Below are 26,476 nucleotides of genomic sequence, written 5' to 3' on the forward strand. Positions count from 1 at the left end.
TTGTTTATTGAAAAAGAACGTATCTAGGCGGCGTAAGTCCATTTAAACGCATAGAAACAAGCATTTGTGCTCTGTGATGGGTGATGTGATCTGCAAGCAACATCAAAATTTGCCGTTTATTCCTATTAAGACCAAAGTAGTCCAAATGGTCATCTAATTGAGTGGTATCAAACTCACCTATTAACTTAATGGTTTCATCAAATGTGCTATTAATTAGTGCTATCATTTCAGCTTTGGACTTTGAACTAACTTTAAAAATGGTGTCCGTTTGCCAGTCTCTGGATGCCCTGCCTCCTAACAAAGATTGACTGTGCCAATCCATGGCATAGCCAATATGCAGCAAATTCTCTGCAAAACTTAGGGATTCCGGTGTGGCCTTAAAACTATACTTGTTTTCCGGCATGGTTTCCGCTACCAGAACTATGTATTTACGCGAATTTTCCAACCGTTCCAAATAGTCATTTATATAGCTGTCTCCTTGCGCAAAAAGAGGTGGTGTTGCCAGACCAAAGAATATTAAGACCGCACAAATCATTAGGTTCTTCATGGTTTCTAATTTTTTAATAATTCAACCCGGTACTTTACCATTCGTATGATAAGTTCTTTGGGTAAAGGTTTGTTTAATGGAAACTGAACCGAACCTTTAGCACGTTTGTATTCGGTCAATTCCGAGTCGAATTTTTCTATGGTTGTCGGGTGCGGATAAAACCCAACGTGCTTCTTATAGCCCGCAATCATAATCTGTTGTTCACGCTTCCCATTTTCGATTAAAGCATAAGCCGGAATGTTGTAGTTAAGCAATTCCGTTGCATTGGGTTCTGCTTTTAGAATACAGGTTTTTAGTTCCAAAAGCATGTTTTTTACGTTCTCCGGTTGAGCGTCAAAATATGCATCCACATTTTTAAATTCTACTTTTTCACTCATTTGTAGGCCTGTTTTATGACTTATCAATGCTCTGTAGAATGGTTACTGGTGTTGTACACAGTTATTGATTCAGTTTAAAAGTATATTCACCTAACTTTTTCATCATCAAAAACTACTTCTCCTCCAATAACTGTCATAGCGACCTTGGTTTCTAAGATTTGATTTTCGGGAATTGTCATTATATTTTTGTCAAGTATAGTGAAATCTGCCCATTTTCCAACTTCTATACTCCCTTTGTCATTTTCTTGAAATGCAGCGTAAGCGGCATCCAATGTATAAGATTTTAGTGCTTGATTTCTTGTCATTTTCTGTAGCGGCTCGTAACCACCATCAGGCATGCCTTTTAGAGTTTTTCTGGATACTGACGCATAAAAGCCAGCCATAGGATCAATGGGTTCTACGGGTGCATCGGTTCCGTTCACAATCTTTGCTCCAGACTTTAATAAGGTCTGCCATATATAGGCACCTTCTGTAACACGTTTCTCTCCTAGACGATCAATGGCCCAAGGTCTATCCGATGACATATGGATAGCCTGCATTGCAAGAATAACATCCAATTCAGCAACCCTAACAATGTCCGCTGGATCAAAATGTTGGGCATGTTCTATTCTAAATCTTGCATCTTTTGGACTATTTGTAGATTCAGTCCTAAATGTGTTCTCATAAATATCCAAAACCTCACGAGTTGCCCTGTCTCCTATGGCATGTATACCCACTTGAAAACCATTTTTGTAGGCATTATTGACAATTTTATTAATATCCTCTAACGGAGTAACATTATGACCATGCTCTCCCGGCGCATCTGTATATTCTTCCAATAACCAGGCACCTCTAGAGCCTAAAGCCCCATCTGCCATTAGTTTAATAGATCTGATGGTTAGTTGATTGTCATATAAGTTCTCTTGAATACCTTTCTTAAAACAATATTCCAAAAGTTCAGGTTGTGTTCCGCGAAGCATAACATACAGCCTTAGTTTAATTAGGTTTTGTGAGGCCATTTCTTCATAAAGGGTTACCATATAGCCCCCCGAACCTGCATCATGAAATCCGGTGATACCATTTTTATAGCACTCTTCTAAAGCTAGAATTAATGTCTCTTTTACATCTTCCTTTGTAGGTTCAGGTAAAAACTTGAACACTAAATCTCCTGCAGTTTCATTAAGAATTCCGGTGGGTTCACCATTTGAATCTAAAACTATTTCGCCGCCATCCGGTTGAGGTGTCTTTGAATTTATACCTGCAATATCCATCGCTTTATGGTTTATAATTATGATATGTCCAGAAGCATGTACAAGAATAACAGGATGATCTGGTACGGCAGCAGATAGTAACTTATTTGTAGGATACCCATTAACTAATGTAGGTTTTGTAATCCACTTATCATGATGCCATCCGTTAGCTATAATCCATTCTCCTTTTGGCGTGCTTTTTGCTTTTTCAGCAACTTTTTTAATGGCCTCCTCATAACTCGTAGTTCCACTCAAGTCAACTTCCAATAAATTAAGACCAATACCATACAAATGGGCATGCCCCTCTATTAAACCAGGAACCATGGTCTTGCCTTTTAAATCAAAAAGTTGGGTTTTATCCCCTTTTAACTTCATGATATCTTCCTTACTTCCCACAGACAGAATTGAATCGGCTTTTACGGCCACAGCTTCCACCATAGGGCTGTTATCGTTCATGGTATAAATCTCTCCATTAAAATAAATTTGATCTGCCAATGTGCCAAGTTCACTGGTTTGTGCCTTTGAGATTACGGTAATAAGTAAAAAGAAAATAAGTAATTGCGTTGATTTCATTTTGTGTTTGTTTGGAGTCCAAGATTATTAGACTTGTTTAAAGTTTGGTTATAAATTTTAAATTGTGCCTAACAGTCCGGGGGGATATTTTCCGTAAGACGCAGCCTACCGAGGGAAAGATTGCTGTGACTTCTAGAGTATATGACAGTTGTGTGTGGTTGTCTAAAGTAGGTAGTAAAGTTGATAAAAGCAATAGAGCCCTAATTAATATAGCGGCATACGCGGACCGTTTTGGAAAATAAGTGCTACGGGACACGTGAAAAAGAGGCTATTTATGCAGTATGTGTTTTTTTGCAGCGGAGTAACATGGCCTTCTGGTCATCTCCCTAACGGTTAGCATAAGTATAGTAGCCGACTGCGTGGTGCTTACTTTACAAGTTGCAAGAAAGTTGAAGTGGGCTACAAACCTTGAATTTACTACTATTTAGGCTATTATTTTAATACATTATTACCATGGGTTAATGCCATCATTTGGCTAAATAGTTATTTGAATAACGGATATCTATCCTTTTTTTATAGGTCAGGCTACGCCAAATCCATTCCAAGGGGCCAAATTTGAAATGCCTTAACCAGATATGGCTAAGAATAATTTGCGATACCAAAATAAGAATAGCAATACCTGATGTATGGAGTAAACCGATTTTACCAATTAAGTTAAATCCAAAATTGTAAAATATAATTATCATGATCAAAGTCTGAAACAGGTAATTGCTCAGAGCCATTCTCCCCACAGGAATTAAATATTTAAATGCTCTTTTACCTATAGAAGTTTCAACAATTTTAGATATAGAAGTTATATAGAAAATGCACATAAATATTTGGCCGGCTAATACTAAGAACTTATAAAGCATATTTAATGGAGTTGATGGGAACATATAGGAACTTCCACCAATTATTTTAGCTGAAAAAGTAGCCAAAAGACCTACGATTAAACTGGTTATTACTAATGATGATTTTGTTTTTTTTGTAAACAATTCAATTGAAGCGAAATAGTAACCAAGAAGAAAAATTCCAAGGAATTTAAAATACCCCCCTGATGGAATATAACCTAAGAATTTCCAGACAAGATTATGAATGTTTAAAAAAAATAGGTCTACAATTGAACCATTCTGGAATGTACTTATAACTGCTTCAACGGTCATATCCGGATATTGAACATGGGCCAGGATAGCCGTTTTTTCAGGACTAGCAGAACTTAAAGCCTCGGAAAATGGCAAGAGACATAAATCGATTACAAGTGGAAATAGCAGGAAAAATATCGACCAGAGAATAAGATTTTTTGACTTGACATTCCGGAATAAAATGAGGATAAAACCAAATATCGAATAGACAAGTAAAATGTCTCCAAACCAAATTAAACTGTGCAAAAATCCTATCAACAAAAGAAAAAATAGTCTTCTTCTATATGTTTTTAAAAAATTAATGGAATCTTCTTTGTTCTTTTCATATTGAATATAGAACCCTACGGCAAAAAGAAGTGAGAAGAGGGTGTAAAACTTTCCTGTGACTATGACATCTAAAAACGAATATAATTTTTCATCCAATTGAAAGTCAGTTATTTGTTCAAGGTCATCAAAGGGCATAAAAACGTATCCGCTAAAAAATCCCATGTTCATGAAAATGATTCCAAGTAAAGCGAAACCCCTTAGGATGTCTAGAATTTCAATTCTTTGTTTAGGTTCTATTGGTTGGTTAGAGGTCATTGGTTCAATATTTTATTTGAGAGAGAAACTATATTCTTGGCAAAACTTTCAATAACGTGATTTTGACCTTAATGCAAGGTAACAGTCCGGGGGGATATCTTCCGGAAGACGCAGGCTACCGAGGGAAAGATTGCTGTGACTTCTAGAGTATATGACAGTTGTGTGTGGTTTTCTAAAGTAGGTAGTAAAGTTGATAAAAGCAATAGGGCCCTAGTTAAAATAGCGGAATACGCGGACCGTTTTGTGAAATGGGTACTACGGGAGATGCGAAAAAGAGGCTATTTATGCAGTATGTATTTTTTTGCAGCGGAGTAACATGCCTTTAGGTCATCTCCCTCAATGTTTTAGCTGTGAACAGTTAGGGGAACGCCGTCTGAGACAGCAGCTGGCTGGTGGCGCGCTGGCCATTTTACGTCTAAGTAATAAAACTAAAACCTATTGTTTAGTTCTATTTTTCTTGTCAAAGCTAAACTCATACGATGCAACGACTGGGTAAATATACATAGACCTCAGAGTTCAAAGCCCGTATTTTTTATAGGTTTTGTTGTGCTTTCGTTATTTCCGCTCGCAATTCATTTCCGATATTTACCCATTCCGTTTTGTCCGTCAATTCGAGTATAACAGAACATTCAGTTTTAATAATACTTAAAATATGCAAATACCATTCTAAATAACTCCAGTCCGTTGGTTTTGGCGAGTAAAGAGTTTTTTTGTCCTTATCCCAATGAACTTCAGTTGCCGACCGGTAAATCATTGGATAAGTTGTTGAATAAGGTCTAATGTTTAATTTACCTTTCTCATCAATTTCAACGAATAATATTTTATCTCTACACATTATTCCTTGAACTTGAACGAAATATGCAGAGTTGCTAAATTCATCGACTCCAACTTATGTATAGTATTCAGATAGGCATTTACTACAAACAATTTTGTCAAATACAGGAAATCCACCATCTTTCGATTTTTGCGACAAACCAATGTTGTAATGTTTCTTCAATCCTTCATATTCTTGTTCGCTTATATTTTCCGTTTTACCTGTCCAACTATTTTCGATTTGGACTTTATAATTCAGTTTTAACTTATTTTCACAGGATAAACAATCGAAATCGTAGAATTCAATCTTGTCCTTTTTTCCTGTTACAAAATCAGGATTCTTAATATATGTTGGTTTTAAAATTTCCTCTTTCATTTTTTTATAATGAAGCACAACGCTTGAGCTATGAACAGTACGGGAGCAAACTAGCGTTTACTTTCCGCCATGTATATAGCGAAATCTTTTTGTTTGATTTATTTTTTCCTGTCCAAAGCAAAATCCAAAAGATTTTGCGGACTTCATAAAAATACGCAAACCCTGCGACAAAGTAATAAGCCCGTATTGTTTATAGGTTTTGTTGTGCAACGTATTTTTTAGTTCGGATTTTCAGGATAAGTTTGGTCAAAAGCAACTTTTTCAATATTCAATTCCAACACCTTTTCTTTGAAAACTTTTTCGTTTAAAGGTCCAATTACTCTATTCCTATTTTCACGAACGTTTGATTTTATGTCTACAATAAAACAATTTGTGATAGAGGTATCGACTTCGTAACCATTTTCAAATCCTTTAGTAGGATGCTGTTTGGCTATTATGTAATCTTTATCGTGTCCAACAGCAAAAACGTATTCGAAAACTAGGGTTTCGCAAAGTTCAGGGTATTTTTTAGGAGTTTTACATATACTACGAGTATTATGCATATCAATCCATTGTATCTTGTAATCTCCTATAATTTGGTCTGAACCATTATCAAATAAACCGCAAGAGTTTATTAGAAACAATCCTATTACTATTAATAATAATTTTGATATTTGAGGTCTTTCCATATGTTGCACAACGTGTTTGTATATGGTTTGTTGCGTCGTTTAGCTCGTAATTCAGCAAATAAAAACCGAAAAGAAAATCCGCGAGGATTTTCGTAAGTAAGCTAGAACCAAGCAATAAATTATATATAGTGTTAGTAGCTGTACTTTATTCAGTTGCAAATTTATTCCAAAACTCAATTGTAAATATTAAATGTTCATCTAGTTTTTGATAGGCTTCATTCGTACACTCGAATTTTTCTTTTAATAACATTATACAAACACAATTTATCATTCGTATATTACTTAAGGATGTTATTGTTGTTGAAATATTAAATGGGTCGTGTATTCCTAGCTTTCCTTCATTTATTTGAATGACTGAAATAAATTCAGAATGAGCATAGTTTGAGTATAAAGAATAAACTTTTGAGAATAAATCACTTTTTAATTTACTTTCCGAAATCAAATTTGACCAACTAAGTATTCTCGGAAGTCCAAATCGGTCTAACTTCCATTCTTGTTTTTTCAAAGTTTTGTAATAAGGACTTTTTTTTATTTCAGTTTTCAGTTGTTCTATTTCCTTTCTTTCTCTTTCTAGTTTTTCTTCAAATTCTTTATTTAAATTCTCCGAGAAATTTTGACGAGTCATAAAACCAGAGGTTCTCCAAAGATTATATCTGAAAATTTGTTCTTCTCTTTTTAAATCATTGAAATATAAGTATTCTAAAGTAAGAAATGCTTCCATTATACTTCTAGTCAAAACATAAAGCGAAGAACGGTCAATCGTTTCATTAATTTTTGGGTGTTTCAAAGTGGACATTTCTGAACCTTTTGAAAGTTGAAGTGCACTTTTTGAAGCAAAGATTAATTTAATAATTAGTGTTTCTAAATAAACTTCTCCTTTTCCTAACTCAGGCCTTGTTTCGTAAATTGATTGTATTATATCTCCGTGAGCTTTTAAAATAATATCTAAACTTTCATATAAAGATTCAAGATTTAGGCTATTTGCTTCTTTTAGAATTGCTTGTATTTTTTCTTCTTCGCTCAATTTGTGGTATTGCTACTAACGTTAAATATATGGCAAGCTGGGCAGAAAATAAGCGATTATTTTCGGTTTAACCACAAGCCAAATCTTTTGTGTTTTGTTTTAATTTTTCTCTTTAATACCAAATCAAAAGATTTGGCGACTTTGCAAATAGACAATAACCTTTCGATTAAACACTAATTGCCCAATTTGCTATATATAGTGTTAACTGCTTTTTATTTTTTCACTCATATATTCTTCAATTTCTTTTAAGTCTTTTAAAGATAATCTGAACCATTCTCCTCGAATTCGTTTTTCTATGAATTTATTGTGTAATTCTTTCTCAATGTTTTTATCACAACACCATTTTGCAATTAAATTGACACTGGGTTCTTTAGAGTGTAATGTTCTTTCTCTATACTTAGGGTCTTTACTTCTTCCTATTTTGATTAATGAAGTGTCAGTATTAACCATTAGATAGACATATTCAGAATTTTCTTTGGTTTCTAAATCACAATTATTATGAAAGAAGTCTTTATAAAACGAAACTTTTTCAATAAATCGTAGCTTTATAATTCCTCTTTTAGCCGACGAAAGCATAAGTGCATTTTGTCCTTTAAATTCTTTAAGCTCAATATTTGTTACAGTGAAAAAGCCTAGTTTTTCAAGAAAACCTCTAATTTGTTTTTGAAAAGTGTTGTAAGAATCTATAGCGTCAATTCCAGAATAATCATCTGCAAGTAGCGTACAGAATTTTAATAAAAGTTGATAATAGTCTTTGTCGTTTATATCAATCTTAATTAAGTCTCCTTTTAGTAAATTATCATTGTTTATGTAGAATAACTCAGCTGTCAAGCCAATTTTATCATCAAATATTTGTGAACCAAAGCAATGTTTATTTATTCCTGCTATTACATTATAAATAGGTCCATTATCTTTTTTGTCAAAATGATTTATGTCATCACTAGATAAGGTAAAACAACATTTATTGAATTTATCAATTAATATATCAGTGTCAGTCATTTTATTGCAGTTAACAATTGTATATAGCAACTAGTTGCTATATACCTCTCTATATAAATATAAAGCAACTAAGATACACCCATTAACAAATAGTACCTTACAGATTAGCGTAAGGTTTTTAACAAAAACGTTAACAACAATACTCTAGAAATAGGAAACCAAAATTAACAAAGTCTTTGCTCAGGAGTTTTTTCTGTTCTATTTTATTGGTTTAATTTTCGTTCTTAAATAATTGCCTGCCAGTGGTTTTCAATCCACAGGAAAGGCTTAACGGATAATTAAATCTCATGAAAACAGGTATCTCTATTCTATTGCTAACAATAGCCTTAATATTTACTTCCTGTTCCACTACTAAAAAAGTTGCAGATACCCCATTGTACGGTACACTTTGGGAACTGGAATACCTTTCCGGACCACGCATTGCGTTTCAAGGGCTCTACCCCGACCGGAAACCACAAATTACTTTTATGGAGGATACAGGCCGTGTACAGGGTACGAACAGTTGCAATGGCTACTCGGCGCCGTTTACTGTAAAGGGTAAAGAAATTTCTTTTGGAGAGCCCGGCCCTACTACCCTAATGTTCTGTGGCCAAGGCGAAAAATTCTTTTTGAATACGATTAAAAAAATAGACGCCTATAAAATAGATGAGGACGGCAAGCTGGTTCTTTTAATGGACGGTGTTGCCATGATGCGTTTTAAAGCCATGAAAACAGAGGGTCAGAGCAATTAAATTTAAGAATGCTAAAAGAATGGGATATAGTTCTAGCATGCCATGCCCTTAACCAAAGGTATGTGCCCCAAATAGCATTTTTTCAACTGTGGTGTAGCTTTATGCTCTTTTGCTAAAATAGCCCAACAAGAACTTAGAGCATTTTACGGGCAGTAACATCATCCTTTTGATAAACCTCCTTAACAATTTGGTACAAATCAGGAATGACGGTCTTGGCCACGGGAGACATATTGTTCAGCAATACGCAAATACCTAGATCCGCCTCTGGGTAAATAGCTATTTCGTTTCGGTAATTGTTAACGCTTCCACCATGGTGCCAGATGGTTTTCTCAAAATTGCTATCGTCTTCCGTAAACTTATGAATGCGCCATCCAAACCCGTAATAGGACCTGGTGTGACCCGGCCAACGCTGGTAGTATTTGCTGTGCCCGGAAATTTCAATAAACGGATTAAACGCTTCGTTAATGGCAGAGCTCTCCATAATCTCTGGGTTGTGGCCCAATAGAAACCGCATCCAACGGCCCATGTCATGCGCATTTGAACTGATTCCGCCCGCCGCAACAGCGTTGTAATAGTTATCACGAATATGTGCCGCTCTCCAGCCGTTTCTGATTCTAACGTGGGGCATGGCAATATTCAATTCGTGTGTCAAGGTTTCAAAGTCCGTTGTAGTCGTACACATTTCCAAAGGCTTAAAAAACCGATCGTCCAAAAGTGTATTAATCTTTTTTCCCGTTGCTTTTTTCATCATCTCACCACAAAGTGCGAACATAGCATTTTGGTAGCTGTACATGATTCCAGGTTTGCTAATGGGCATAACCTCTTTAAAACGTTTGGCAATATCCGTTAGGGGAATTCCCGCTTCTACCAAATTGGTGTAGCTGTGGTAAGGTGTTCCAGAAGTGTGCGAAAGAATATTGGCCAGGGTTACATTTTTTGTATTGGTACCGTCGCCCAACTCAAACTCGGGAAGGTAATCACTTACCCTATCCGTCCAATCTAACTTTCCTTCATCCTTAATATTGGCGGCCAACATTCCGGCAAATCCCTTGGACAGGGAACCTAGCCTAAATACAGTTTCACCATTTACAGTACTGCTCTCCACACTATTTTTTCTCCCGAACCCTTCGGAAATCATAATAGAATCGCCTTTAACGATACTTACAGCGGCCCCAACTACATCTCCCTTGGCAATGGCTTTCTTAAAATAGGCGTTTAATGCAGTGTGTAATTCTTTTTGTCTTGAAGCGTAAAGATGCGCTTCTTTTTTATTTCGGGGAGTTTTTTCTACGTTGGTAACAGCGGTTTCCGCTTTTTGGGGAGTATCGGTAGTTTCAGAATGAAATACTCGGGAAGTAAGCGCTGATAAGGTAAAAACGATAAGCGCAGATGCGATCAGTATTTTATATCTCTGCATTGATGAAAGGGTTCTTGGTTGTTTGAGATGAACGAAAATAGGATGAATTGCTTAAATAACGGATGAAATACACTTTTTCTTGTGTTTTTTGAGCTCTTTTTATAATGTTTTTAACATTATTCATTAAATGGGCTACTTTTTAAGCATATCTAATAGTCTTTGCCCTAAAAAATAGTAGAGATGTTAGTATTTTTACTTTCTTATCAAAGCTGGCCCTGAATTATTTAGATGAATTTAGAAAAAGAAAAACTTTCACTTCGCGAAGCCCAAAAACTAGTCTTATTATCTCAGCGACTACCGGGCACAAAAGCAACAGGTTCTTCCGTAAATGCAACACTGGAAGCTATAGAGCATTTAGGTTATGTTCAGATTGATACCATTTCGGTAATAGAACGGGCACATCACCATACCTTATATAATCGGAATCCACGCTACCAATCCTCACATTTAGATGCGTTGGTAGCCGATAAAAAAGTTTTTGAATATTGGTCCCATGCCGCTGCCTACCTTCCCATGGAAGAATATCGTTTTAGCCTACCCCGTAAGCACTCCATTTCTACGGGGAAACAAAAACACTGGTTTAAACAGGATACTGCCGTTATGCAATGGGTTTTGGACCGTATTAAAGCCGAAGGTCCGCTAATGGCCAAAGATTTTGATAAAAAGGGAGTGAAACATGGGGAATGGAAAACGGCTCCCAAAAAGCAAGCGTTGGAAAATTTATTTATGCAGGGCGATTTAATGATTTCCGAACGGGTGAATTTTCATAAAGTGTACGACCTAACCGAAAGGGTACTGCCGCTAACCGTAAACACTACCCTTCCAACAGAAATGGAACATGCCCGTTTCCTTGTGAAAAAATATTTGCAGACCAATGGATTGGGAAGACTTTCCGAGATGACGTACCTACTTAAGAATGTGAAAGGTACAGTTGCCAAAGCGTTGGACCTAATGTTTAAGGATGGCGAAATACAAAAAGTACAGGTTTCCAAGACCGATTATTTTGTTTTACCGGAGTCGCTTGAATTATTGAACAGACCGTTAGCTCGAAAAAAACTCAAAATTTTATCACCCTTCGATAATTTGCTCATCCAACGAAAACGAACGCAGGAGATTTTTGGATTTGATTACCTGCTGGAATGTTATGTGCCCCAGCACAAACGAAAACATGGTTATTTTACCTTGCCTATTTTATGGAATGGAAAGCTAGTGGCCCGGATGGACAGCAAAGGCGATAGAAAGAAAGGCATATTGAATATTCTTCAGCTGACCTTGGAACCCGATTTAAAAAAAATAGAAGAATTCTCCAGTGCTTTGAACAAAGAGTTACAAGCATTCATGAAATTCAATAGTTGTAAAAGTATCCGCCTACACAAAACAATTCCGTTAGGCTTTAAAAAGGAATTTGAACGTAGTTATCCACCCCTGTTTAGAGTCTAATCTTTTGTTATATTCCATTTATAATAATCTCTTTTATTGCGTATACAAGGTGCCATTTATTTTAACTAACTTGTAAATCCTATCCTTAGATGGGGAACTAAGAGAGTTAAATGTCATGTGCAAAAGAGTGACATTAGCTTTCTTTTAAAGAAATTAGAATTTTTAATGGACAACCTTCTTACCTTTTCAATTACTGTGTTCACTGGTTTTTTCGCCATAATGAATCCACTTTCCAACATGCCTATTTTTTTATCCTTGGTTGAAGGAGCGGATAGAAAAACACAACGGAACATTAGCAAAAGAGCCACATTTACGGCTTTCATTATTGTAACCGTATTTCTTGTTTTAGGAAAGTTTATCTTTCTTCTTTTCGGTATTACCATACCTGCATTTAAAATTACAGGAGGTATTTTGGTTTTTGTAGTTGGGTTTGATATGCTGCAATCCAAAAAATCCAATGTAAAGCATTTAAAAGAAACGAATATTGATGAAAACATTGCCATTTCACCTCTTGCCATACCCATTTTAGCAGGCCCCGGGACTATAGTGACCGGCATGAACTTTGTTTCCAACGCGGGCTACATTAAAATAGGAATGGTCATACTTATTTTCGGACTCTTATGTTTTATGACCTATTTTACTTTTATGTTAAGTGAATGGTTTATCAAAAAAATCGGGAACAACGTTATATCCGTAATCGGGAAAATCATGGGTTTGATCATAGCTATCATAGGAACGGATATGATTATCCAAGGTATTAAAATATCGTTCTCCCTCTAGCTAAGGGTTATATACTTTTCAACTTAAATTTTGGGGAATATGAACACTAAAAGAAACAAACAAAATGCCATAGCTTTTTATAAGATGGCCTACGAAGGAAACCCCAAAGCTGCTATTGAAACTTATTGCGGGGGTACTTATATTCAACATAATCCGCATGTTGCCAATGGCCCACAGGGGTTCATTGATTATTTTGAAAGAATGCAACGGGAATACCCTGAGAAATCTATTGAATTTGTACGCGCCGTTGCCGAAGGAAATTTAGTAGCCCTGCACACTCACCAAATTTGGCCGGATAATGATCAGTACGTCACCATGGATTTTTTTCGTTTTGACGATTACGGAAAAATATGTGAACACTGGGATTCCATTCAGCAAATTCCAAAAACATCGGCCAATCCTAACACCATGTATTAATACGGAGCTCTATTGAAACGAGCTTATTTTGTGTCAATTTTAAGAATAGCGAATACCTTTATCACCAATATATTCTTAGTTTTATCTTACTAAAACACTACAACACATGACCATTGAAATATTACACAAGTACAACCTTAACGACCAAGTACAAGTTGAAATTCAGAATTTGTATAAACAACTGAATGACAAGAACAAACAAAGGCCATTGCATCAAATACTTCAAGATGACAATCATGTGATTTTAGCGGCTTGCAAAGACGAAGGTCATATTGTGGGCATTGCTCTATTGGCTACCTACAAGGTAATTTCCGGTTATCGCGGATTGGTTGAAGATGTAGTTGTGGACAGTGAATACCGTGGAAAAGGCATCGGTAGAAAATTGATGGAAAAACTATTGGGAGAAGCCAAGCATCTGAATCTTGATGAGATTATTTTGTTTTCGGGCCACCATAGAACCCCGGCAATTTCGCTCTATAAAAGCCTTGGTTTTACGTTAAGGAATAGCGGTGTTTACAATCTTAAAATAGCAGAATCTTAGATTTGCTTACACTTTTTTAACATGGCGAAGTTGACTTTTTAGTTCGTCCATAGATTCTTGCAATTGTCTTAATAAACCTTTTTCCGTGGTAGCGTCTTCGCCAAAAGTAATTCTACTGCTTACTTCCCAAATTTCCTGAATTTGAAACGGTTTAATATCATAAGGTGGATAAGTTTCATTGAGTGAAACCAAGGTTACATTGTTGGAATTAGGTCTCCTTTCTACTTTTTTAACCAAGACGGCGTCTTCTAGCACCACAACATACATTTTATTTTGACTCACATCATCTATGTGTTCCACGGCCTTGGCCAACACCCACTCCCCTGACCTAAGATTGGGCAACATACTATCTCCATCTACCTGAAACCCGCGATATGTAGCATTTCTAAATTCCGGAATGGGCAAATCAAACGCAGGAAGCTGTTCGTACCAACTTGTATCTTGAATGTTTTGTGGATAACCTGCTGCAGCTTTCGCATTGACCAAAACCATATTATCGTTTCCGGTATTATCTACGGTTACCACTTTTGGAATTACACTTACCTTGGAAGTCTCCAAATATTGGTTTTCGCTATCACCAAACAACCATAGCGGATTGATTTTAAACTGTTTTAGAAGTTCCATCACTACTTTTCCTGAAAGCTTGGTCCGCCCACGTTCAATATCCGCCGTGGTACTGGACACCCCCAAAAGTTTGGCAAACTCGGCTTGCGTATAACCTAATTCTCGTCTAACATCGGTAAAACGCTTTAAAGTGATTTCATTTTCCATACAATTCTGAATTATCAATGATTGAAGAAAAGATTAGAACTCGGCCACAACCTTTCCCCTTCAAATATACACAATTTGGACATACTCCAAAATATTATTTGGATTATATCCATAATATGGAATTTTTCCATAAATTTGGATTAAATACAAAATTCATTTATGTCTTTATCTTTTGATAGAATCAAGGAAAAATTGAACATCCTGGCAGATGCCGCTAAATATGATGTTTCCTGCTCCAGTAGTGGGAGCGTCCGCAAAAACAGCACCCAAGGCCTTGGAGATAGCAGTGGTATGGGTATATGTCACAGCTATACCGAAGATGGCCGCTGTGTTTCACTTTTGAAAATATTACTTACCAATCACTGCATTTTTGACTGTGCCTATTGCGTTACCCGCAAAAGTAATGATGTTAAGCGGGCTGCTTTCAAAATTCAAGAGGTGGTAGATTTGACCATCAATTTTTATAGACGCAATTATATAGAAGGTCTTTTTCTGAGCTCGGGCATTTTCAAAAGCCCAGATTATACTATGGAAAGATTGGTTGCCGTGGCCAAAAAGTTAAGGTTGGAGGAGAATTTTAATGGGTACATCCACTTAAAATCCATTCCCGGTGCCAGTGATGAACTTATGCGGGAAGCCGGTTTGTATGCAGATAGACTCTCCGTTAATATTGAGGTCCCTACCATTTCAGGGTTAAAACTATTGGCTCCCGACAAGAAGCATGAAGACTTCACAAAACCTATGCTAAAGGTCAAAAATGAGATTATACAATATAAATCCGAGAAGAAAATAATTAAAAGCACGCCCAAGTATGCCCCTGCAGGACAAAGCACCCAAATGATTGTTGGTGCAACCGGGGAATCGGATAAGGATATTATGTACTCTGCTACCCATTATTATAAAAATTACGATATGAAGCGGGTCTATTATTCCGGTTATGTTCCTGTTGCCGAGGATAGCAGGCTTCCGGCTATTGGAACCCAAGTGCCCATGCTCCGTGAAAACCGTTTATACCAAACCGATTGGCTTTTGCGCTTTTACGGATTTGGTGTTCAGGAAATTCTAAATAACGACCACCCTAATCTAGATATGGATGTAGACCCCAAATTAGGCTGGGCCCTACGAAATATGCAATATTTTCCTGTAGATATCAATAAAGCTGATAAGAACGTATTGGCCCGTGTGCCAGGTTTAGGAATGAAATCGGTACATAAAATTATTCATGCGCGTCGTTTCAGAAAGCTAAACTGGGACCATTTAAAGAAAATAGGTGTGGCCTTGAACAGGGCGAAGTACTTTATTGTTTGTGACTCCAATAGATGGGAGCACAAGGATATGGAAGGAGCCAAAATAAAGGGACTTATACTCCAAAACTCCGTTGGAAAGTTTAGAAGGGAATATAGTAATCAATTGCAGTTATTCAGTTGATTTTTGGTTGACAGAAACAGTTTACGAACAGAACAAAATATAGAACTATGAATGCTACAAAAACTTTAATTTACGATGGAAGTTTCAACGGATTTTTGACAGCTATTTTTGTAGCTTTTGATGAAAAAGTTCAAATAGCGGATATTCAAAAGAACACAGCTTCACAAAGCGGACTCTTTTCGGAAACTGAGACTATTTTTACCCAAATGGACAAGGCAAAACGGGTCTGGAACGGTATTGACAAAAAGAGCCATACCGCTATTAAAGATGTCTATTTTGCTTTCTTAAGCGAAACCAAAGGAATTGAGCTGTTATTGTACCGTTATATTCGAAAGTTATTTGCTTCCGATAGTTCTGTAGCGTCTGATTATTCGGATGGGGTTGTTCTAAAAATTAGTCAAACTGCAAGGTCCGTTGGTCGCGAAAAGCACCGCATGGAAGCTTTCGTTCGGTTTCAGTTGACAAAGGACGGCATCTATTTCTCCAACATAGAGCCGGATTTTGATGTATTGCCATTAATCTCAAAACACTTCCGGTCCCGTTACGCTGATCAACAATGGTTAATTTATGATGTAAAGCGTAAGTATGGTATTTTTTATGATTTGAACAAAGTAGAAGTTGTGTCTTTGGATTTAGAGGACATCTACACAAATAGCCTAAAAAAGAGTGCTCATTTTACTGATAGTGAGTATGATTACCAAGACCTTTGGAATAATTACTTCAAGAGCACAAATATTAAATCACGCATCAATTTAAAGTTGCACAAACAACATGTTCCCAAACGTTACTGGAAATATTTAAGCGAGAAAAAAGCGGTCTAATTACACGTTCCAATTTCTCAAATGAGAGTAGCTAATGAAATTGGATTCTATCCAATAAAATTTTGCTCCATTTACCTATTATCACCCGCAACTGCACGTTTTTCAGTGGTTTCCTTAACATAGATATAAGTAACGGGACTTTCTTTGTTAAAGGTCAAAAACGTACCTTTGCAACTTTGCTATAGAAAATGATAGATTACGAAGAAAATATTGAGGTTCAGGGCGCTCGGGTCCATAACCTTAAAAATATAGATGTTACCATACCTAGGGAGAAACTGGTGGTTATAACCGGTCTTTCGGGAAGTGGGAAGTCCTCACTTGCTTTTGATACGATTTATGCCGAAGGGCAACGGCGTTACATTGAAACGTTCTCGGCCTACGCCAGACAGTTTCTAGGTGGCCTGGAAAGACCCGATGTGGATAAAATTGATGGTCTATCTCCCGTTATCGCCATTGAACAGAAGACCACATCAAAATCTCCCCGTTCCACAGTAGGTACAATTACCGAAATTTACGATTTCCTCCGCTTACTTTTTGCACGTGCCGGAGATGCTTACAGCTATAATACCGGAGAAAAAATGGTGAGTTATAGTGATGAGCAAATAAAGGAGCTGATCAAAAAAGATTACAACGGTAAAAAGATAAATGTCCTGGCTCCGGTCATTAAATCCAGAAAAGGGCACTATAGAGAGCTTTTTGAGCAGATTGCCAAACAAGGTTTTGTAAAGGTTAGAGTTGATGGCGAAGTAAAGGATATTATCAAAGGGATGAAAGTGGATCGGTACAAGACCCACGACATTGAAATTGTGATAGACCGTCTTAAAGTAATCGATTCCGAAGAGATGGATAAACGTCTCTCCGAAACCCTAAACACCGCCATGTATAGCGGTGACAATGTGCTTATGGTGCTGGAAGAAGGGGAATCTGTGGCGCGGTATTTCAGCAGGGACCTCATGTGCCCCTCAACCGGTATATCCTATCCAGTTCCTGAACCGAACACTTTTTCTTTTAATTCACCAAAAGGTATGTGCCCCAACTGCAACGGATTGGGCCATGTCTACGAAGTAAACGAGAAAAAGATTTTCCCCAATAAAAAGTTATCCATAAAGTCCGGGGGAATTGCTCCGTTAGGGGATTATAAAAAATCATGGGCCTTTAAGCAGATAGAGACCATTGCCCAACGGTACGGATTTGAACTTACGGATCCCATTTCCAAAATTTCGGATCAAGCTATTAATATATTGCTTCATGGAGGGCATGAAAGTTTTGAGGTAGACTCTAAGACGTTGGGAGTTAAACGAAACTATAAAATTGACTACGAAGGTATTGCCAATTTTATCAAAAACCAATATGAAGAGGCCGGTACAACAGCTCTAAAGCGTTGGGCCAAGGAATATATGGATAAAGTTTCTTGTCCTGTATGCGAAGGCACCCGCTTGCGTAAGGAATCACTTTATTTTAAAGTTGATGAAAAGAATATAGCTCAATTGGCCCATTTGGATATTGCCGAACTAGCCCTTTTCTTTAAAGGGTTGGAGAAAAAACTGGAAGGTAACCAACTGAAGATTGCCGAGGAAATCATCAAAGAAATCAAGACCCGAATTCAGTTTCTTTTAGATGTAGGCCTAGATTATCTTTCCTTGAATCGAAGTTCAAAATCCCTTTCGGGAGGGGAAGCACAACGTATACGATTGGCTACCCAGATTGGTTCCCAATTGGTGGGTGTCCTCTATATTTTAGACGAACCTAGCATTGGTCTGCATCAACGGGACAACACCCGTTTAATTCAATCGCTAGAAGCACTAAGAGATATTGGCAACTCGGTAATTGTTGTGGAACATGACCGTGATATGATAGAGTGTGCCGATCATGTTATAGATATTGGCCCAAGGGCAGGAAAACATGGAGGGGAAATTATATCCCAAGGTACCCCGGAAGGCCTTAAAAACGAAAATACACTCACAGCGGACTACATAACTGGAAAAAAACAGATTGCTGTTCCCGAAAAACGCAGAAAAGGAAACGGAAAGAAAATTACACTTTCCGGATGCACGGGGAACAATCTTAAGAATGTATCCATATCACTACCACTAGGGCAAATGATAGGTGTTACCGGAGTCTCGGGCAGTGGAAAATCCACTTTAATAAACGAAACCCTCTACCCTATTATGAACGCCCACTATTTTAACGGGGTAAAAAAACCTATGCCTTATAAAAAAATAACGGGCCTAGAACATATAGACAAGGTAATTGATATTAACCAGTCGCCAATAGGAAGGACTCCTAGGTCAAACCCAGCCACCTATACAGGTGTATTCGGTGAAATCAGGTCCTTGTTCGCGAAAACACCCGAAGCTGCCATACGAGGTTATAAACCTGGTAGGTTTAGTTTCAACGTAAAAGGTGGTAGATGCGAAACATGTCAAGGTGGTGGTCTACGGGTAATTGAAATGAATTTTTTGCCGGACGTTTATGTAGAATGCGAAACCTGTAACGGGAAACGTTTCAATAGGGAAACCTTAGAAATACGTTACAAAGGCAAGTCCATAGCAGACGTTTTGGAAATGACCATTAACGAAGCCGTTGATTTTTTTGAGCTCATTCCAAAAATTCATAGAAAATTAAAAACCATTCAAGATGTGGGTCTTGGCTACATCTCTTTAGGCCAGCAATCCACTACACTTTCAGGGGGTGAGGCGCAACGGATTAAGTTGGCTACGGAACTCTCAAAACGGGACACCGGTAATACATTTTATATTTTGGACGAGCCTACTACAGGTCTTCATTTTGAAGATATTCGTGTTTTAATGGAAGTTTTGACCAAATTAGTAGACAAAGGAAATACCATATTGGTAATTGAGCACAATATGGATGTCATTAAAATGGCCGATTTCATCATCGATATTGGTTACGAAGGTGGTCGCGGCGGTGGAAAAGTCGTAGCAAAGGGAACTCCTGAAGAAGTGGCACAAGACAAAAAAAGCTACACGGCAAAATACTTAAGACCCGAGCTAAATATCCCCGATTAAGGGAAGATTCAATTATAATTGAGCCTAGTTTACGTAGAATGAAATAAAAGCAATAAATTCATTCGCTGTAATAAAAAGAAGAAATAAAAATAACATACACTTAAATCTCTATCAAAACCGTTAGCTGTTTTGTGAAGTGGATTATTTTAGATAAATAATAGGAATTATACATGAGAAAAGAACAACACCATAAAGGTTGGAACGAAATAAAAACTAACGATTCTTGGGCCATATTTAAGATAATGGGCGAGTTTGTAATGGGATTTGAAAAGATGGGGAACATAGGTCCCTGTGTTTCCATTTTTGGTTCCGCTCGTACCAAGGAAGGCGATAAATATTATGAATTGGCCGTTAGTATTGCTAAAAGTATAGCCGAAGCCGGATATGGTGTAATTACTGGAGGTGGTCCCGGTATTATGGAAGCAGGGAACAAAGGAGCCCATTTGGCAGGAGGTACTTCAGTAGGTTTGAACATAGACCTTCCTTTTGAACAGCATGACAACCCATTTATTGATTCTGACAAGAGTCTGGATTTTGACTATTTTTTTGTTAGAAAGGTCATGTTCGTAAAATACTCACAAGGCTTCGTGGTAATGCCCGGTGGTTTTGGAACCTTAGATGAGCTGTTTGAGGCCATAACGCTTATCCAAACCAATAAAATTGAAAAGTTCCCTATTATTCTTGTTGGAAGTGAATTTTGGACGGGTCTTATGGACTGGATTAAAAACACAATGTTGGAACTAAAAAACATAAGTGCCTATGACCTGGACCTTATTAAAATTGCCGACACTGAAGATGAAGTTGTAGATATTATTGATGCATTCTACAAGGGCCGAAACTTGAGTCCTAATTTTTAATAGTATACTTGAAAATCAAATCCCTCATATTTTATTTTTGCTTTGGAACCGTTTTGTTTAATGGTTGTCAACAATTGGCGGCACAGCATGAAAATGTCCTGACCGCCACTCTTGACGGAGAAAGCAAAGAAATACAAATTCAACAGGAATTTACGTATAAGAACAATTCCAATGTAACGTTGAGCACCTTGTATTTTAATGACTGGGCCCATGCTTATGCCAGTAAAAATACAGGCTTGGCCAAGCGCTTTTCTGAGGAATTCAAGAAAAGCCTTCACTTAGCCAAAAAAGAGGAAAGAGGATACACGAGCATCATGAGTGCTGTGGACGATGAATACAGAGGTCTTCATTGGAAACGCACTACTGGTGAGGACATTTTAAAAATTGATTTAAACAGCCCACTACCTCCCGGTGAATCTGCAAAACTCTTTTTAACGTATACGATTAAACTTCCCGAAAACAAGTTTACGCCCTACGGGTATGACAAGAGAAAAAATAGCTACTACTTAAAAGATTGGTATTTAACACCAGCCTATTTTGATGGAGCTTGGCATTTGTACTCCAATAAAAATTTGGAGGACCTATATACCGGTGTAACAGAAACCACAGTAAATTTTGTATACCCAAGAAACTTGAACTTGGCTTCTAATTTCACCGTATTGGGCAACAACTCCATTTCAAACGGACAAATGGCCCAATTGACTGCAGAACAGCAAAAAAACTGCGAAATTTTGCTTAGCCCGGAGAAGCGATTTATGACTCACGTTACTCCACAAATAACTGTAATTACCGATATTGAAGCGGTGAAGTACGAGGATGTTTTTAAGGGGCTGTCCATTAACAGGGTTACTGAGTTTATAGAGAATAATTTAGGACAATACCCTCATCGTCAGCTTTTGGTAAGCCAGCTTGATTATGAGAAAAATCCACTTTACGGTATCAATCAATTACCGTCGTTTATTCGCCCTTATGAAGAGCAGTTTCAATTTGAAATGAAGTTCTTAAAAACGGCGCTTATCAACATTTTGGAAGAGACTCTTTTCTTAGACCCAAGAAAAGAGCAATGGTTAAGTGATGCTATTGCCAACTATCTTATGATAGAATTTGTAGAGCAGTATTACCCGGACCAAAAATTACTTGGAAAATTATCCAAAATTTGGGGCATACGGAGCTTCAATCTAGCTAAAATGGATTTCAACGAGCAGTATCCGTTCTTATACATGCTTACCGCACGTACCAATTTAGACCAACCGTTAAGTACTAGTAACGATTCCCTTATCAAATTCAATCAAAAAATAGCCAATAAATATAAAGCTGGGCTTGGTCTCGCCTATTTGGCCAGTTATATAGGAAAAGATAAAGTAGATAAAAGTATAAAGACTTTTTACAAGCACTATAGGCTTAGTCAAGTAAAAACGTTGGATTTCGAATCCATCCTAAAAAGGGCCTCGGAAAAAGATATTGACTGGTTTTTTAAGGATTATGTAACCACGGACCGTAAAATAGATTTTAAGATTAAAAAAGTAGAGAAAACCGAAGACTCTTTGCGCGTAACCATAAAGAATAAAAAAGGCACAAATGTACCTATTTCTCTGTTCGGGCTTAAGAACGATTCTGTAGTGTCTAAATATTGGTTTTCGGATATTGGCGATATCAAGACCGTTACCATTCCTAAAAATGAGGAAAAACGTCTTGTTCTAAACTACGACCAGAAAATTCCGGAGTTCAACCAGAGGGATAACTGGAAATCTTTAGGAGGCTTTTTCTCGGGGAATAAAAAGCTGAAGTTTACTTTCTTTAGGGATTCTGAAAACCCGTATTACAATCAGGTTTTTTATGTTCCAATTCTAAACTTCAACATTTATGATGGCTGGACTCCAGGGATGCGCCTGTATAACAAAACATTACTGGAACGCCCTTTCGTATACGATTTCGCCCCCTCCTATTCTTTTAGGGAAAAGTCTTTTGTAGGTTCGGGAAGAGTTTCATACCGTAAATATCTTAGCAAAAGCGGGCTTTATCTAGCCAATTACAGCCTAGGAGGTTCAACGTATCATTTTCAAGAAAACTCCAGGTATTCTACCATAACCCCTTCCATCACTTTTGGGTGGAGACCGGCAAACTTGATTTCCAATAAGCGGGAGTTTCTACGTTTTAGATATGTGAATGTTCTGCGGGATAAGGCCGAAGAATTAGGTGACTTTGAAACTCCGCCGGATTATAGCATTCTTAACGTAAGGTACACCAATAGAAACCCTGGGATTATTGACTATGTTTCTTGGTTTGCAGATGCCCAGCATGCCAGTGATTTTACAAAAGTAGCCTTTGAATTAGAGTACCGTAAACTGTTTGAAAACAACCGACAGTTCAACTTTCGTTTTTATGCCGGTAAATTTATACGTAATAAAACAACGGATTATGCAGACCCTAATTACTATAGTTTTGCGCTAGACCGTCCTACGGATTATTTATTCGATTATGGTTATTTGGGCCGATCGGAAGACTCAGGAATCTATAGCCAGCAAATAATTATTGCCGAGGGTGGTTTTAAATCCTTTCTCCCTGAAGAATATAGGTTTGCCAATGACTATCTAACTACCATAAACACTAGTGTTAATCTTTGGAAATGGATTGAGGTTTATGGAGATTTAGGTTATGTTAAAAACAAAGGTCTTAGCGGAAAGTTCGTTTATGATTCAGGGGTTCGTTTAAACCTTCTAACCGATTATTTTGAACTTTACTTCCCTTTATATTCCAATAATGGCTGGGAAGTATCCCAACCATTGTATGGGGAGAAAATTAGATTTATTGTTACCGTAAGTCCAAAAACTCTAATTGGCCTATTTACCCGAAAATGGTTTTAGTATTTGATTGTTGAATTCTTAATATAATCTTATTTTATCAAACTTCAATTATCAATATACTATTGGTTTCCTTCCTTTTTTAAATATATTTTGATCAACTAAGTTCTGTAAGCATTGTAAAAATGCTAGCAGTTTGCTATTTTTGTAAAAACTCATACAGCTTAATGGATACATCGCCTAAAACCAGTAATGATATTACGTTTGATGATTTCAAGACCCAAATTATAAGCGATTACAAAATTGCTGTTCTTAGTAGAACATGTAGCTTATTGGGTAGGAAAGAAGTTTTGACCGGAAAAGCAAAATTCGGAATCTTTGGAGATGGTAAGGAACTACCACAGTTGGCCATGGCCCGATCTTTCAAGGACGGAGATTTTAGAAGCGGCTATTACCGTGACCAGACGTTTATGATGGCACTGGGCCTTCTTACTCCAAAAGACATTTTTCACGGACTTTACGCCACTACGGATATTGAAAAGGAACCTATGAGTGCCGGTAGGCAAATGGGTGGGCATTATGTAACGCATAGCCTTAATGAGGATGGAAGCTGGAAAAATCTAACCGAACAGAAAAATAGTAGTGCAGATATTTCCTGTACGGCAGGACAAATGCCCAGATTACTTGGCCTAGCACAAGCTTCTAAAATGTATAGGAACCTGAACAATGTAGACGCCACTAACTTTTCCAACAACGGCAATGAAGTAGCTTGGGGCACCATTGGAAACGCAAGTACCAGTGAAGGAATGTTTCTAGAGACCATTAATGCCGCAGGAGTGCTTCAAGTACCTATGGTAATCAGCATTTGGGACGATGATTATGGTATTTCCGTACCTGCGGAATATCACACTACAAAAGAGGATATTTCCGAAATCCTAAGTGGTTTTAAGCGAACCGAAGAACAGGAAGGCTATGAGCTGTTAAAAGTTAAAGGGTGGGATTACACTGCCCTGATGCATGCCTATGAAAATGCTTCGGACATAGCACGAGAGGAACATGTACCCGTTATTATTCATGTAACCGAGCTTACCCAACCGCAGGGACATTCTTCTTCCGGTTCTCACGAACGTTACAAAGACAAAGCCCGACTGGAATGGGAAAAAGAGAATGATTGCAACAAGCGTTTCCGCGAATGGATTTTAGAAACAGGCATTACAACGGATGATGAGCTTAAGGCTATTGAAAAAGCCATTGTACGAGAAGTTAGATCTGCTAAAAGAGAAGCCTGGTCAGAATACTTGGAAAGTCACAAAACCCTTAAAAAACAATTGGTAGCTATACTCGACAGGGCATCGGCAAAAAGTCAGAATAAAAATTTTATAGCCAAAGTAAAGAATGACCTCATAGCGATAGAAGAGCCCATTAAAAAGGATTTAGCCGTTAGTTCAAGAAAAGCGCTCAGATATCTCATAGGCGAGTCTTTTCCAGAGAAACAAGAACTTGTAGAATGGACGAATACCTTTCTTGCCGAAACACAACCCTTATATAGTGCCGACCTATATAATGATGGGCCTACAGGGGCGTTAAGCGTAGCCGAAGTAAAACCTAAGTATGCGGACAACACCGAAAATGTTGACGGCCGTATTATTCTCCGGGACAATTTTGATAAAATATTTGAGAAATACCCAAACGCCATAGTTTTTGGTGAGGACAGCGGAGCCATTGGAGACGTAAACCAAGGTCTTGAGGGTTTACAGGAAAAATATGGTAAGTTTCGCGTTGCGGATACCGGTATACGGGAAACAACTATTATAGGACAAGGTACAGGCATGGCTCTAAGAGGACTTCGCCCTATAGCTGAGATTCAATATTTGGATTACATATTCTATGCACTGGCAACCTTAACGGATGATGTGGCCTGCTTACGCTACAGAACCTTTGGAAAGCAAAAGGCACCTTTAATTGTACGTACAAGAGGGCATCGCTTAGAAGGTATTTGGCATTCGGGCTCTCCTATGGGAACATTGATACATTCACTTCGCGGTATGTACATTTTATCTCCTAGAAACATGACCCAAGCGGCCGGTTTCTATAATACACTGTTAAAGACCGATGAGCCTGCTCTAGTAATTGAAAGTCTTAACGGCTATAGGCTTAAAGAACCAAAACCGATTAATTTAGGGGAATTCTATACGCCAATAGGAAAAGTTGAAACCATAAAACAAGGAACCGATATTACCATTGTTTCTTATGGATCTACGCTAAGACTTGTGTTAAAAGCTGCAGAAGAACTAAAAGAAGTTGGGATTGATGCAGAGGTTATAGATGCACAAACACTGTTGCCCTTTGACATGTATCATGATACCCTAGAGAGCATAAAGAAGACCAATAGGGTTCTAGTGGTAGACGAGGATGTACCAGGAGGATGCTCCGCTTATATACTCAATGAAATCATAGAAAAACAAGGGGCATATGCTTATTTGGATTCTGCGCCACAAACGCTTAGCGCGCAGGCTCACAGACCCGCTTATGGTACGGACGGTGACTATTTTTCAAAACCCAATATAGAGGACGTTTTTGAAAAAGTATACGCCATAATGAATGAGCTGGACCCTGAAAGCTTTCCTAAATTACGCTAACCTATTCGTAATCAACAGAATTCAAATGTGACGTGTTTTGACAAAAATATTTGTTGCAAATGTATTTGGGCTAATTCATAAAAAAGAATACTTTTATCTTTAATGTAAACTCAAAATAACATGTCAAATTCACTTTTGAAAGATATTGGCTTAGCTCTATTACGAATTGCAGCGTCTGCCATGATGGCTGTTCACGGATATGGAAAATTGCAAATGTTGATCAACGGTGTGGAATTTGGCGATCCAATAGGAATGGGCTCCACTCCTTCTTTATTTTTAGCTGTACTAGCAGAATTGGTTTGTCCTATATTAATCATTTTTGGTTTTAAGACCAGATGGGCTGCAATTCCAACGGCAATTACTATGGCTGTCGCCGCATTTATCGTACACGGTGCGGACCCTTTCCAAAAGAAAGAGCTGGCCCTTATTTACTTTGTAATCTTTGTGGCCATTACCTTATTAGGCCCTGGAAAATACAGTGTAGACAAAAGATAA

General features: G+C 37.6%; 23 protein-coding genes. 12 read left to right on the top strand and 11 right to left on the bottom strand.

Annotated elements, in window-relative coordinates:
- Window positions 1-4: 4 nt before the first annotated feature.
- From H9565_RS13735 to H9565_RS13775, 9 genes are all read right to left on the bottom strand, one after another.
- Window positions 5-547 (bottom strand): DinB family protein, encoded by a 543-nt coding sequence (locus tag H9565_RS13735; RefSeq protein ID WP_215440462.1) that lies wholly within the window; start codon window positions 545-547, stop codon window positions 5-7.
- Between the two features lie 5 nt (window positions 548-552).
- Window positions 553-924: an iron chaperone gene (locus H9565_RS13740; protein WP_215440463.1), complete on the bottom strand. Its 372-nt coding sequence runs from the start codon at window positions 922-924 to the stop codon at window positions 553-555.
- 86 nt (window positions 925-1,010) lie between these two features.
- Window positions 1,011-2,726: an amidohydrolase gene (locus H9565_RS13745; protein ID WP_215440464.1), complete on the bottom strand. Its 1,716-nt coding sequence runs from the start codon at window positions 2,724-2,726 to the stop codon at window positions 1,011-1,013.
- 467 nt (window positions 2,727-3,193) lie between these two features.
- A complete protein-coding gene (locus H9565_RS13750; RefSeq protein ID WP_215440465.1) occupies window positions 3,194-4,309 on the bottom strand; it encodes a DUF418 domain-containing protein in 1,116 nt (371 codons plus the stop codon).
- A 652-nt stretch (window positions 4,310-4,961) separates the two neighbouring features.
- Complete coding sequence (locus H9565_RS13755; protein ID WP_215440466.1) at window positions 4,962-5,264, bottom strand: hypothetical protein; 303 nt, start codon at window positions 5,262-5,264, stop codon at window positions 4,962-4,964.
- A 54-nt stretch (window positions 5,265-5,318) separates the two neighbouring features.
- Window positions 5,319-5,618 (bottom strand): hypothetical protein, encoded by a 300-nt coding sequence (locus tag H9565_RS13760; protein ID WP_215440467.1) that lies wholly within the window; start codon window positions 5,616-5,618, stop codon window positions 5,319-5,321.
- 218 nt (window positions 5,619-5,836) lie between these two features.
- Window positions 5,837-6,286, bottom strand: coding sequence for a DUF3997 domain-containing protein (locus H9565_RS13765; protein ID WP_215440468.1), 450 nt, complete (start codon window positions 6,284-6,286; stop codon window positions 5,837-5,839).
- Between the two features lie 145 nt (window positions 6,287-6,431).
- On the bottom strand, window positions 6,432-7,310 hold the full coding sequence (locus H9565_RS13770) for a DUF5677 domain-containing protein (protein ID WP_215440469.1): 879 nt from the start codon (window positions 7,308-7,310) through the stop codon (window positions 6,432-6,434).
- Between the two features lie 201 nt (window positions 7,311-7,511).
- Window positions 7,512-8,309, bottom strand: coding sequence for a GIY-YIG nuclease family protein (locus H9565_RS13775; protein ID WP_215440470.1), 798 nt, complete (start codon window positions 8,307-8,309; stop codon window positions 7,512-7,514).
- Between the two features lie 287 nt (window positions 8,310-8,596).
- On the opposite strand from H9565_RS13775, the gene H9565_RS13780 reads away from it, so the two are divergent.
- A complete protein-coding gene (locus tag H9565_RS13780) occupies window positions 8,597-9,040 on the top strand; it encodes an META domain-containing protein (protein WP_215440471.1) in 444 nt (147 codons plus the stop codon).
- 133 nt (window positions 9,041-9,173) lie between these two features.
- Here H9565_RS13780 and H9565_RS13785 read toward each other — a convergent pair whose 3' ends face one another.
- Window positions 9,174-10,457, bottom strand: a complete 1,284-nt coding sequence (locus H9565_RS13785) for a serine hydrolase domain-containing protein (RefSeq protein WP_215440472.1) — start codon at window positions 10,455-10,457, stop codon at window positions 9,174-9,176.
- A 228-nt stretch (window positions 10,458-10,685) separates the two neighbouring features.
- Between H9565_RS13785 and H9565_RS13790 the strand changes: the two genes are divergently transcribed.
- From H9565_RS13790 to H9565_RS13805, 4 genes are all read left to right on the top strand, one after another.
- On the top strand, window positions 10,686-11,897 hold the full coding sequence (locus H9565_RS13790) for a winged helix-turn-helix domain-containing protein (protein ID WP_215440473.1): 1,212 nt from the start codon (window positions 10,686-10,688) through the stop codon (window positions 11,895-11,897).
- A 165-nt stretch (window positions 11,898-12,062) separates the two neighbouring features.
- Window positions 12,063-12,677 carry a MarC family protein gene (locus H9565_RS13795; RefSeq protein ID WP_215440474.1) on the top strand — a complete coding sequence of 205 codons (615 nt, stop codon included), beginning with the start codon at window positions 12,063-12,065 and terminating at the stop codon, window positions 12,675-12,677.
- 39 nt (window positions 12,678-12,716) lie between these two features.
- Complete coding sequence (locus tag H9565_RS13800; RefSeq protein WP_215440475.1) at window positions 12,717-13,094, top strand: nuclear transport factor 2 family protein; 378 nt, start codon at window positions 12,717-12,719, stop codon at window positions 13,092-13,094.
- Between the two features lie 106 nt (window positions 13,095-13,200).
- Complete coding sequence (locus H9565_RS13805; protein ID WP_215440476.1) at window positions 13,201-13,635, top strand: GNAT family N-acetyltransferase; 435 nt, start codon at window positions 13,201-13,203, stop codon at window positions 13,633-13,635.
- A 6-nt stretch (window positions 13,636-13,641) separates the two neighbouring features.
- Here the strand turns inward: H9565_RS13805 and H9565_RS13810 are convergent, their stop codons facing one another.
- Window positions 13,642-14,406 carry an XRE family transcriptional regulator gene (locus H9565_RS13810; protein ID WP_215440477.1) on the bottom strand — a complete coding sequence of 255 codons (765 nt, stop codon included), beginning with the start codon at window positions 14,404-14,406 and terminating at the stop codon, window positions 13,642-13,644.
- Between the two features lie 159 nt (window positions 14,407-14,565).
- Here H9565_RS13810 and H9565_RS13815 point away from each other — a divergent pair, with 159 nt between their 5' ends.
- The 7 genes from H9565_RS13815 (at window position 14,566) to H9565_RS13845 (ending at window position 26,476) form a co-directional block, all read left to right on the top strand.
- Window positions 14,566-15,834 (top strand): putative DNA modification/repair radical SAM protein, encoded by a 1,269-nt coding sequence (locus H9565_RS13815; protein WP_215440478.1) that lies wholly within the window; start codon window positions 14,566-14,568, stop codon window positions 15,832-15,834.
- A 47-nt stretch (window positions 15,835-15,881) separates the two neighbouring features.
- Complete coding sequence (locus H9565_RS13820; protein WP_215440479.1) at window positions 15,882-16,655, top strand: TIGR03915 family putative DNA repair protein; 774 nt, start codon at window positions 15,882-15,884, stop codon at window positions 16,653-16,655.
- Window positions 16,656-16,843: 188 nt separating this feature from the next.
- Window positions 16,844-19,684: an excinuclease ABC subunit UvrA gene (gene uvrA, locus H9565_RS13825; protein WP_215440480.1), complete on the top strand. Its 2,841-nt coding sequence runs from the start codon at window positions 16,844-16,846 to the stop codon at window positions 19,682-19,684.
- Between the two features lie 170 nt (window positions 19,685-19,854).
- On the top strand, window positions 19,855-20,541 hold the full coding sequence (locus H9565_RS13830; RefSeq protein WP_215440481.1) for an LOG family protein: 687 nt from the start codon (window positions 19,855-19,857) through the stop codon (window positions 20,539-20,541).
- A gap of 8 nt (window positions 20,542-20,549) precedes the next feature.
- Entirely contained in the window at window positions 20,550-23,405 is a 2,856-nt protein-coding gene (locus H9565_RS13835) for a gluzincin family metallopeptidase (RefSeq protein ID WP_246560622.1), read from the top strand.
- Between the two features lie 164 nt (window positions 23,406-23,569).
- Window positions 23,570-25,981: an alpha-ketoacid dehydrogenase subunit alpha/beta gene (locus H9565_RS13840; RefSeq protein ID WP_215440482.1), complete on the top strand. Its 2,412-nt coding sequence runs from the start codon at window positions 23,570-23,572 to the stop codon at window positions 25,979-25,981.
- A 120-nt stretch (window positions 25,982-26,101) separates the two neighbouring features.
- A complete protein-coding gene (locus H9565_RS13845; protein ID WP_215440483.1) occupies window positions 26,102-26,476 on the top strand; it encodes a DoxX family protein in 375 nt (124 codons plus the stop codon).

Source organism: Zobellia russellii, from assembly GCF_018728565.1.
Taxonomy (GTDB): domain Bacteria; phylum Bacteroidota; class Bacteroidia; order Flavobacteriales; family Flavobacteriaceae; genus Zobellia; species Zobellia russellii.

Excerpts from the sequence above, each read along its gene's own strand:
- H9565_RS13735 (WP_215440462.1), bottom strand. The coding sequence starts at position 547 with ATGAAGAACCTAATGATTTGTGCGGTCTTAATATTCTTTGGTCTGGCA.
- H9565_RS13740 (WP_215440463.1), bottom strand. The coding sequence starts at position 924 with ATGAGTGAAAAAGTAGAATTTAAAAATGTGGATGCATATTTTGACGCT.
- H9565_RS13745 (WP_215440464.1), bottom strand. The coding sequence starts at position 2,726 with ATGAAATCAACGCAATTACTTATTTTCTTTTTACTTATTACCGTAATC.
- H9565_RS13750 (WP_215440465.1), bottom strand. The coding sequence starts at position 4,309 with ATGCCCTTTGATGACCTTGAACAAATAACTGACTTTCAATTGGATGAA.
- H9565_RS13755 (WP_215440466.1), bottom strand. The coding sequence starts at position 5,264 with ATGTGTAGAGATAAAATATTATTCGTTGAAATTGATGAGAAAGGTAAA.
- H9565_RS13760 (WP_215440467.1), bottom strand. The coding sequence starts at position 5,618 with ATGAAAGAGGAAATTTTAAAACCAACATATATTAAGAATCCTGATTTT.
- H9565_RS13765 (WP_215440468.1), bottom strand. The coding sequence starts at position 6,286 with ATGGAAAGACCTCAAATATCAAAATTATTATTAATAGTAATAGGATTG.
- H9565_RS13775 (WP_215440470.1), bottom strand. The coding sequence starts at position 8,309 with ATGACTGACACTGATATATTAATTGATAAATTCAATAAATGTTGTTTT.
- H9565_RS13780 (WP_215440471.1), top strand. The coding sequence starts at position 8,597 with ATGAAAACAGGTATCTCTATTCTATTGCTAACAATAGCCTTAATATTT.
- H9565_RS13785 (WP_215440472.1), bottom strand. The coding sequence starts at position 10,457 with ATGCAGAGATATAAAATACTGATCGCATCTGCGCTTATCGTTTTTACC.
- H9565_RS13790 (WP_215440473.1), top strand. The coding sequence starts at position 10,686 with ATGAATTTAGAAAAAGAAAAACTTTCACTTCGCGAAGCCCAAAAACTA.
- H9565_RS13795 (WP_215440474.1), top strand. The coding sequence starts at position 12,063 with ATGGACAACCTTCTTACCTTTTCAATTACTGTGTTCACTGGTTTTTTC.
- H9565_RS13800 (WP_215440475.1), top strand. The coding sequence starts at position 12,717 with ATGAACACTAAAAGAAACAAACAAAATGCCATAGCTTTTTATAAGATG.
- H9565_RS13805 (WP_215440476.1), top strand. The coding sequence starts at position 13,201 with ATGACCATTGAAATATTACACAAGTACAACCTTAACGACCAAGTACAA.
- H9565_RS13810 (WP_215440477.1), bottom strand. The coding sequence starts at position 14,406 with ATGGAAAATGAAATCACTTTAAAGCGTTTTACCGATGTTAGACGAGAA.
- H9565_RS13815 (WP_215440478.1), top strand. The coding sequence starts at position 14,566 with ATGTCTTTATCTTTTGATAGAATCAAGGAAAAATTGAACATCCTGGCA.
- H9565_RS13820 (WP_215440479.1), top strand. The coding sequence starts at position 15,882 with ATGAATGCTACAAAAACTTTAATTTACGATGGAAGTTTCAACGGATTT.
- uvrA (WP_215440480.1), top strand. The coding sequence starts at position 16,844 with ATGATAGATTACGAAGAAAATATTGAGGTTCAGGGCGCTCGGGTCCAT.
- H9565_RS13830 (WP_215440481.1), top strand. The coding sequence starts at position 19,855 with ATGAGAAAAGAACAACACCATAAAGGTTGGAACGAAATAAAAACTAAC.
- H9565_RS13840 (WP_215440482.1), top strand. The coding sequence starts at position 23,570 with ATGGATACATCGCCTAAAACCAGTAATGATATTACGTTTGATGATTTC.
- H9565_RS13845 (WP_215440483.1), top strand. The coding sequence starts at position 26,102 with ATGTCAAATTCACTTTTGAAAGATATTGGCTTAGCTCTATTACGAATT.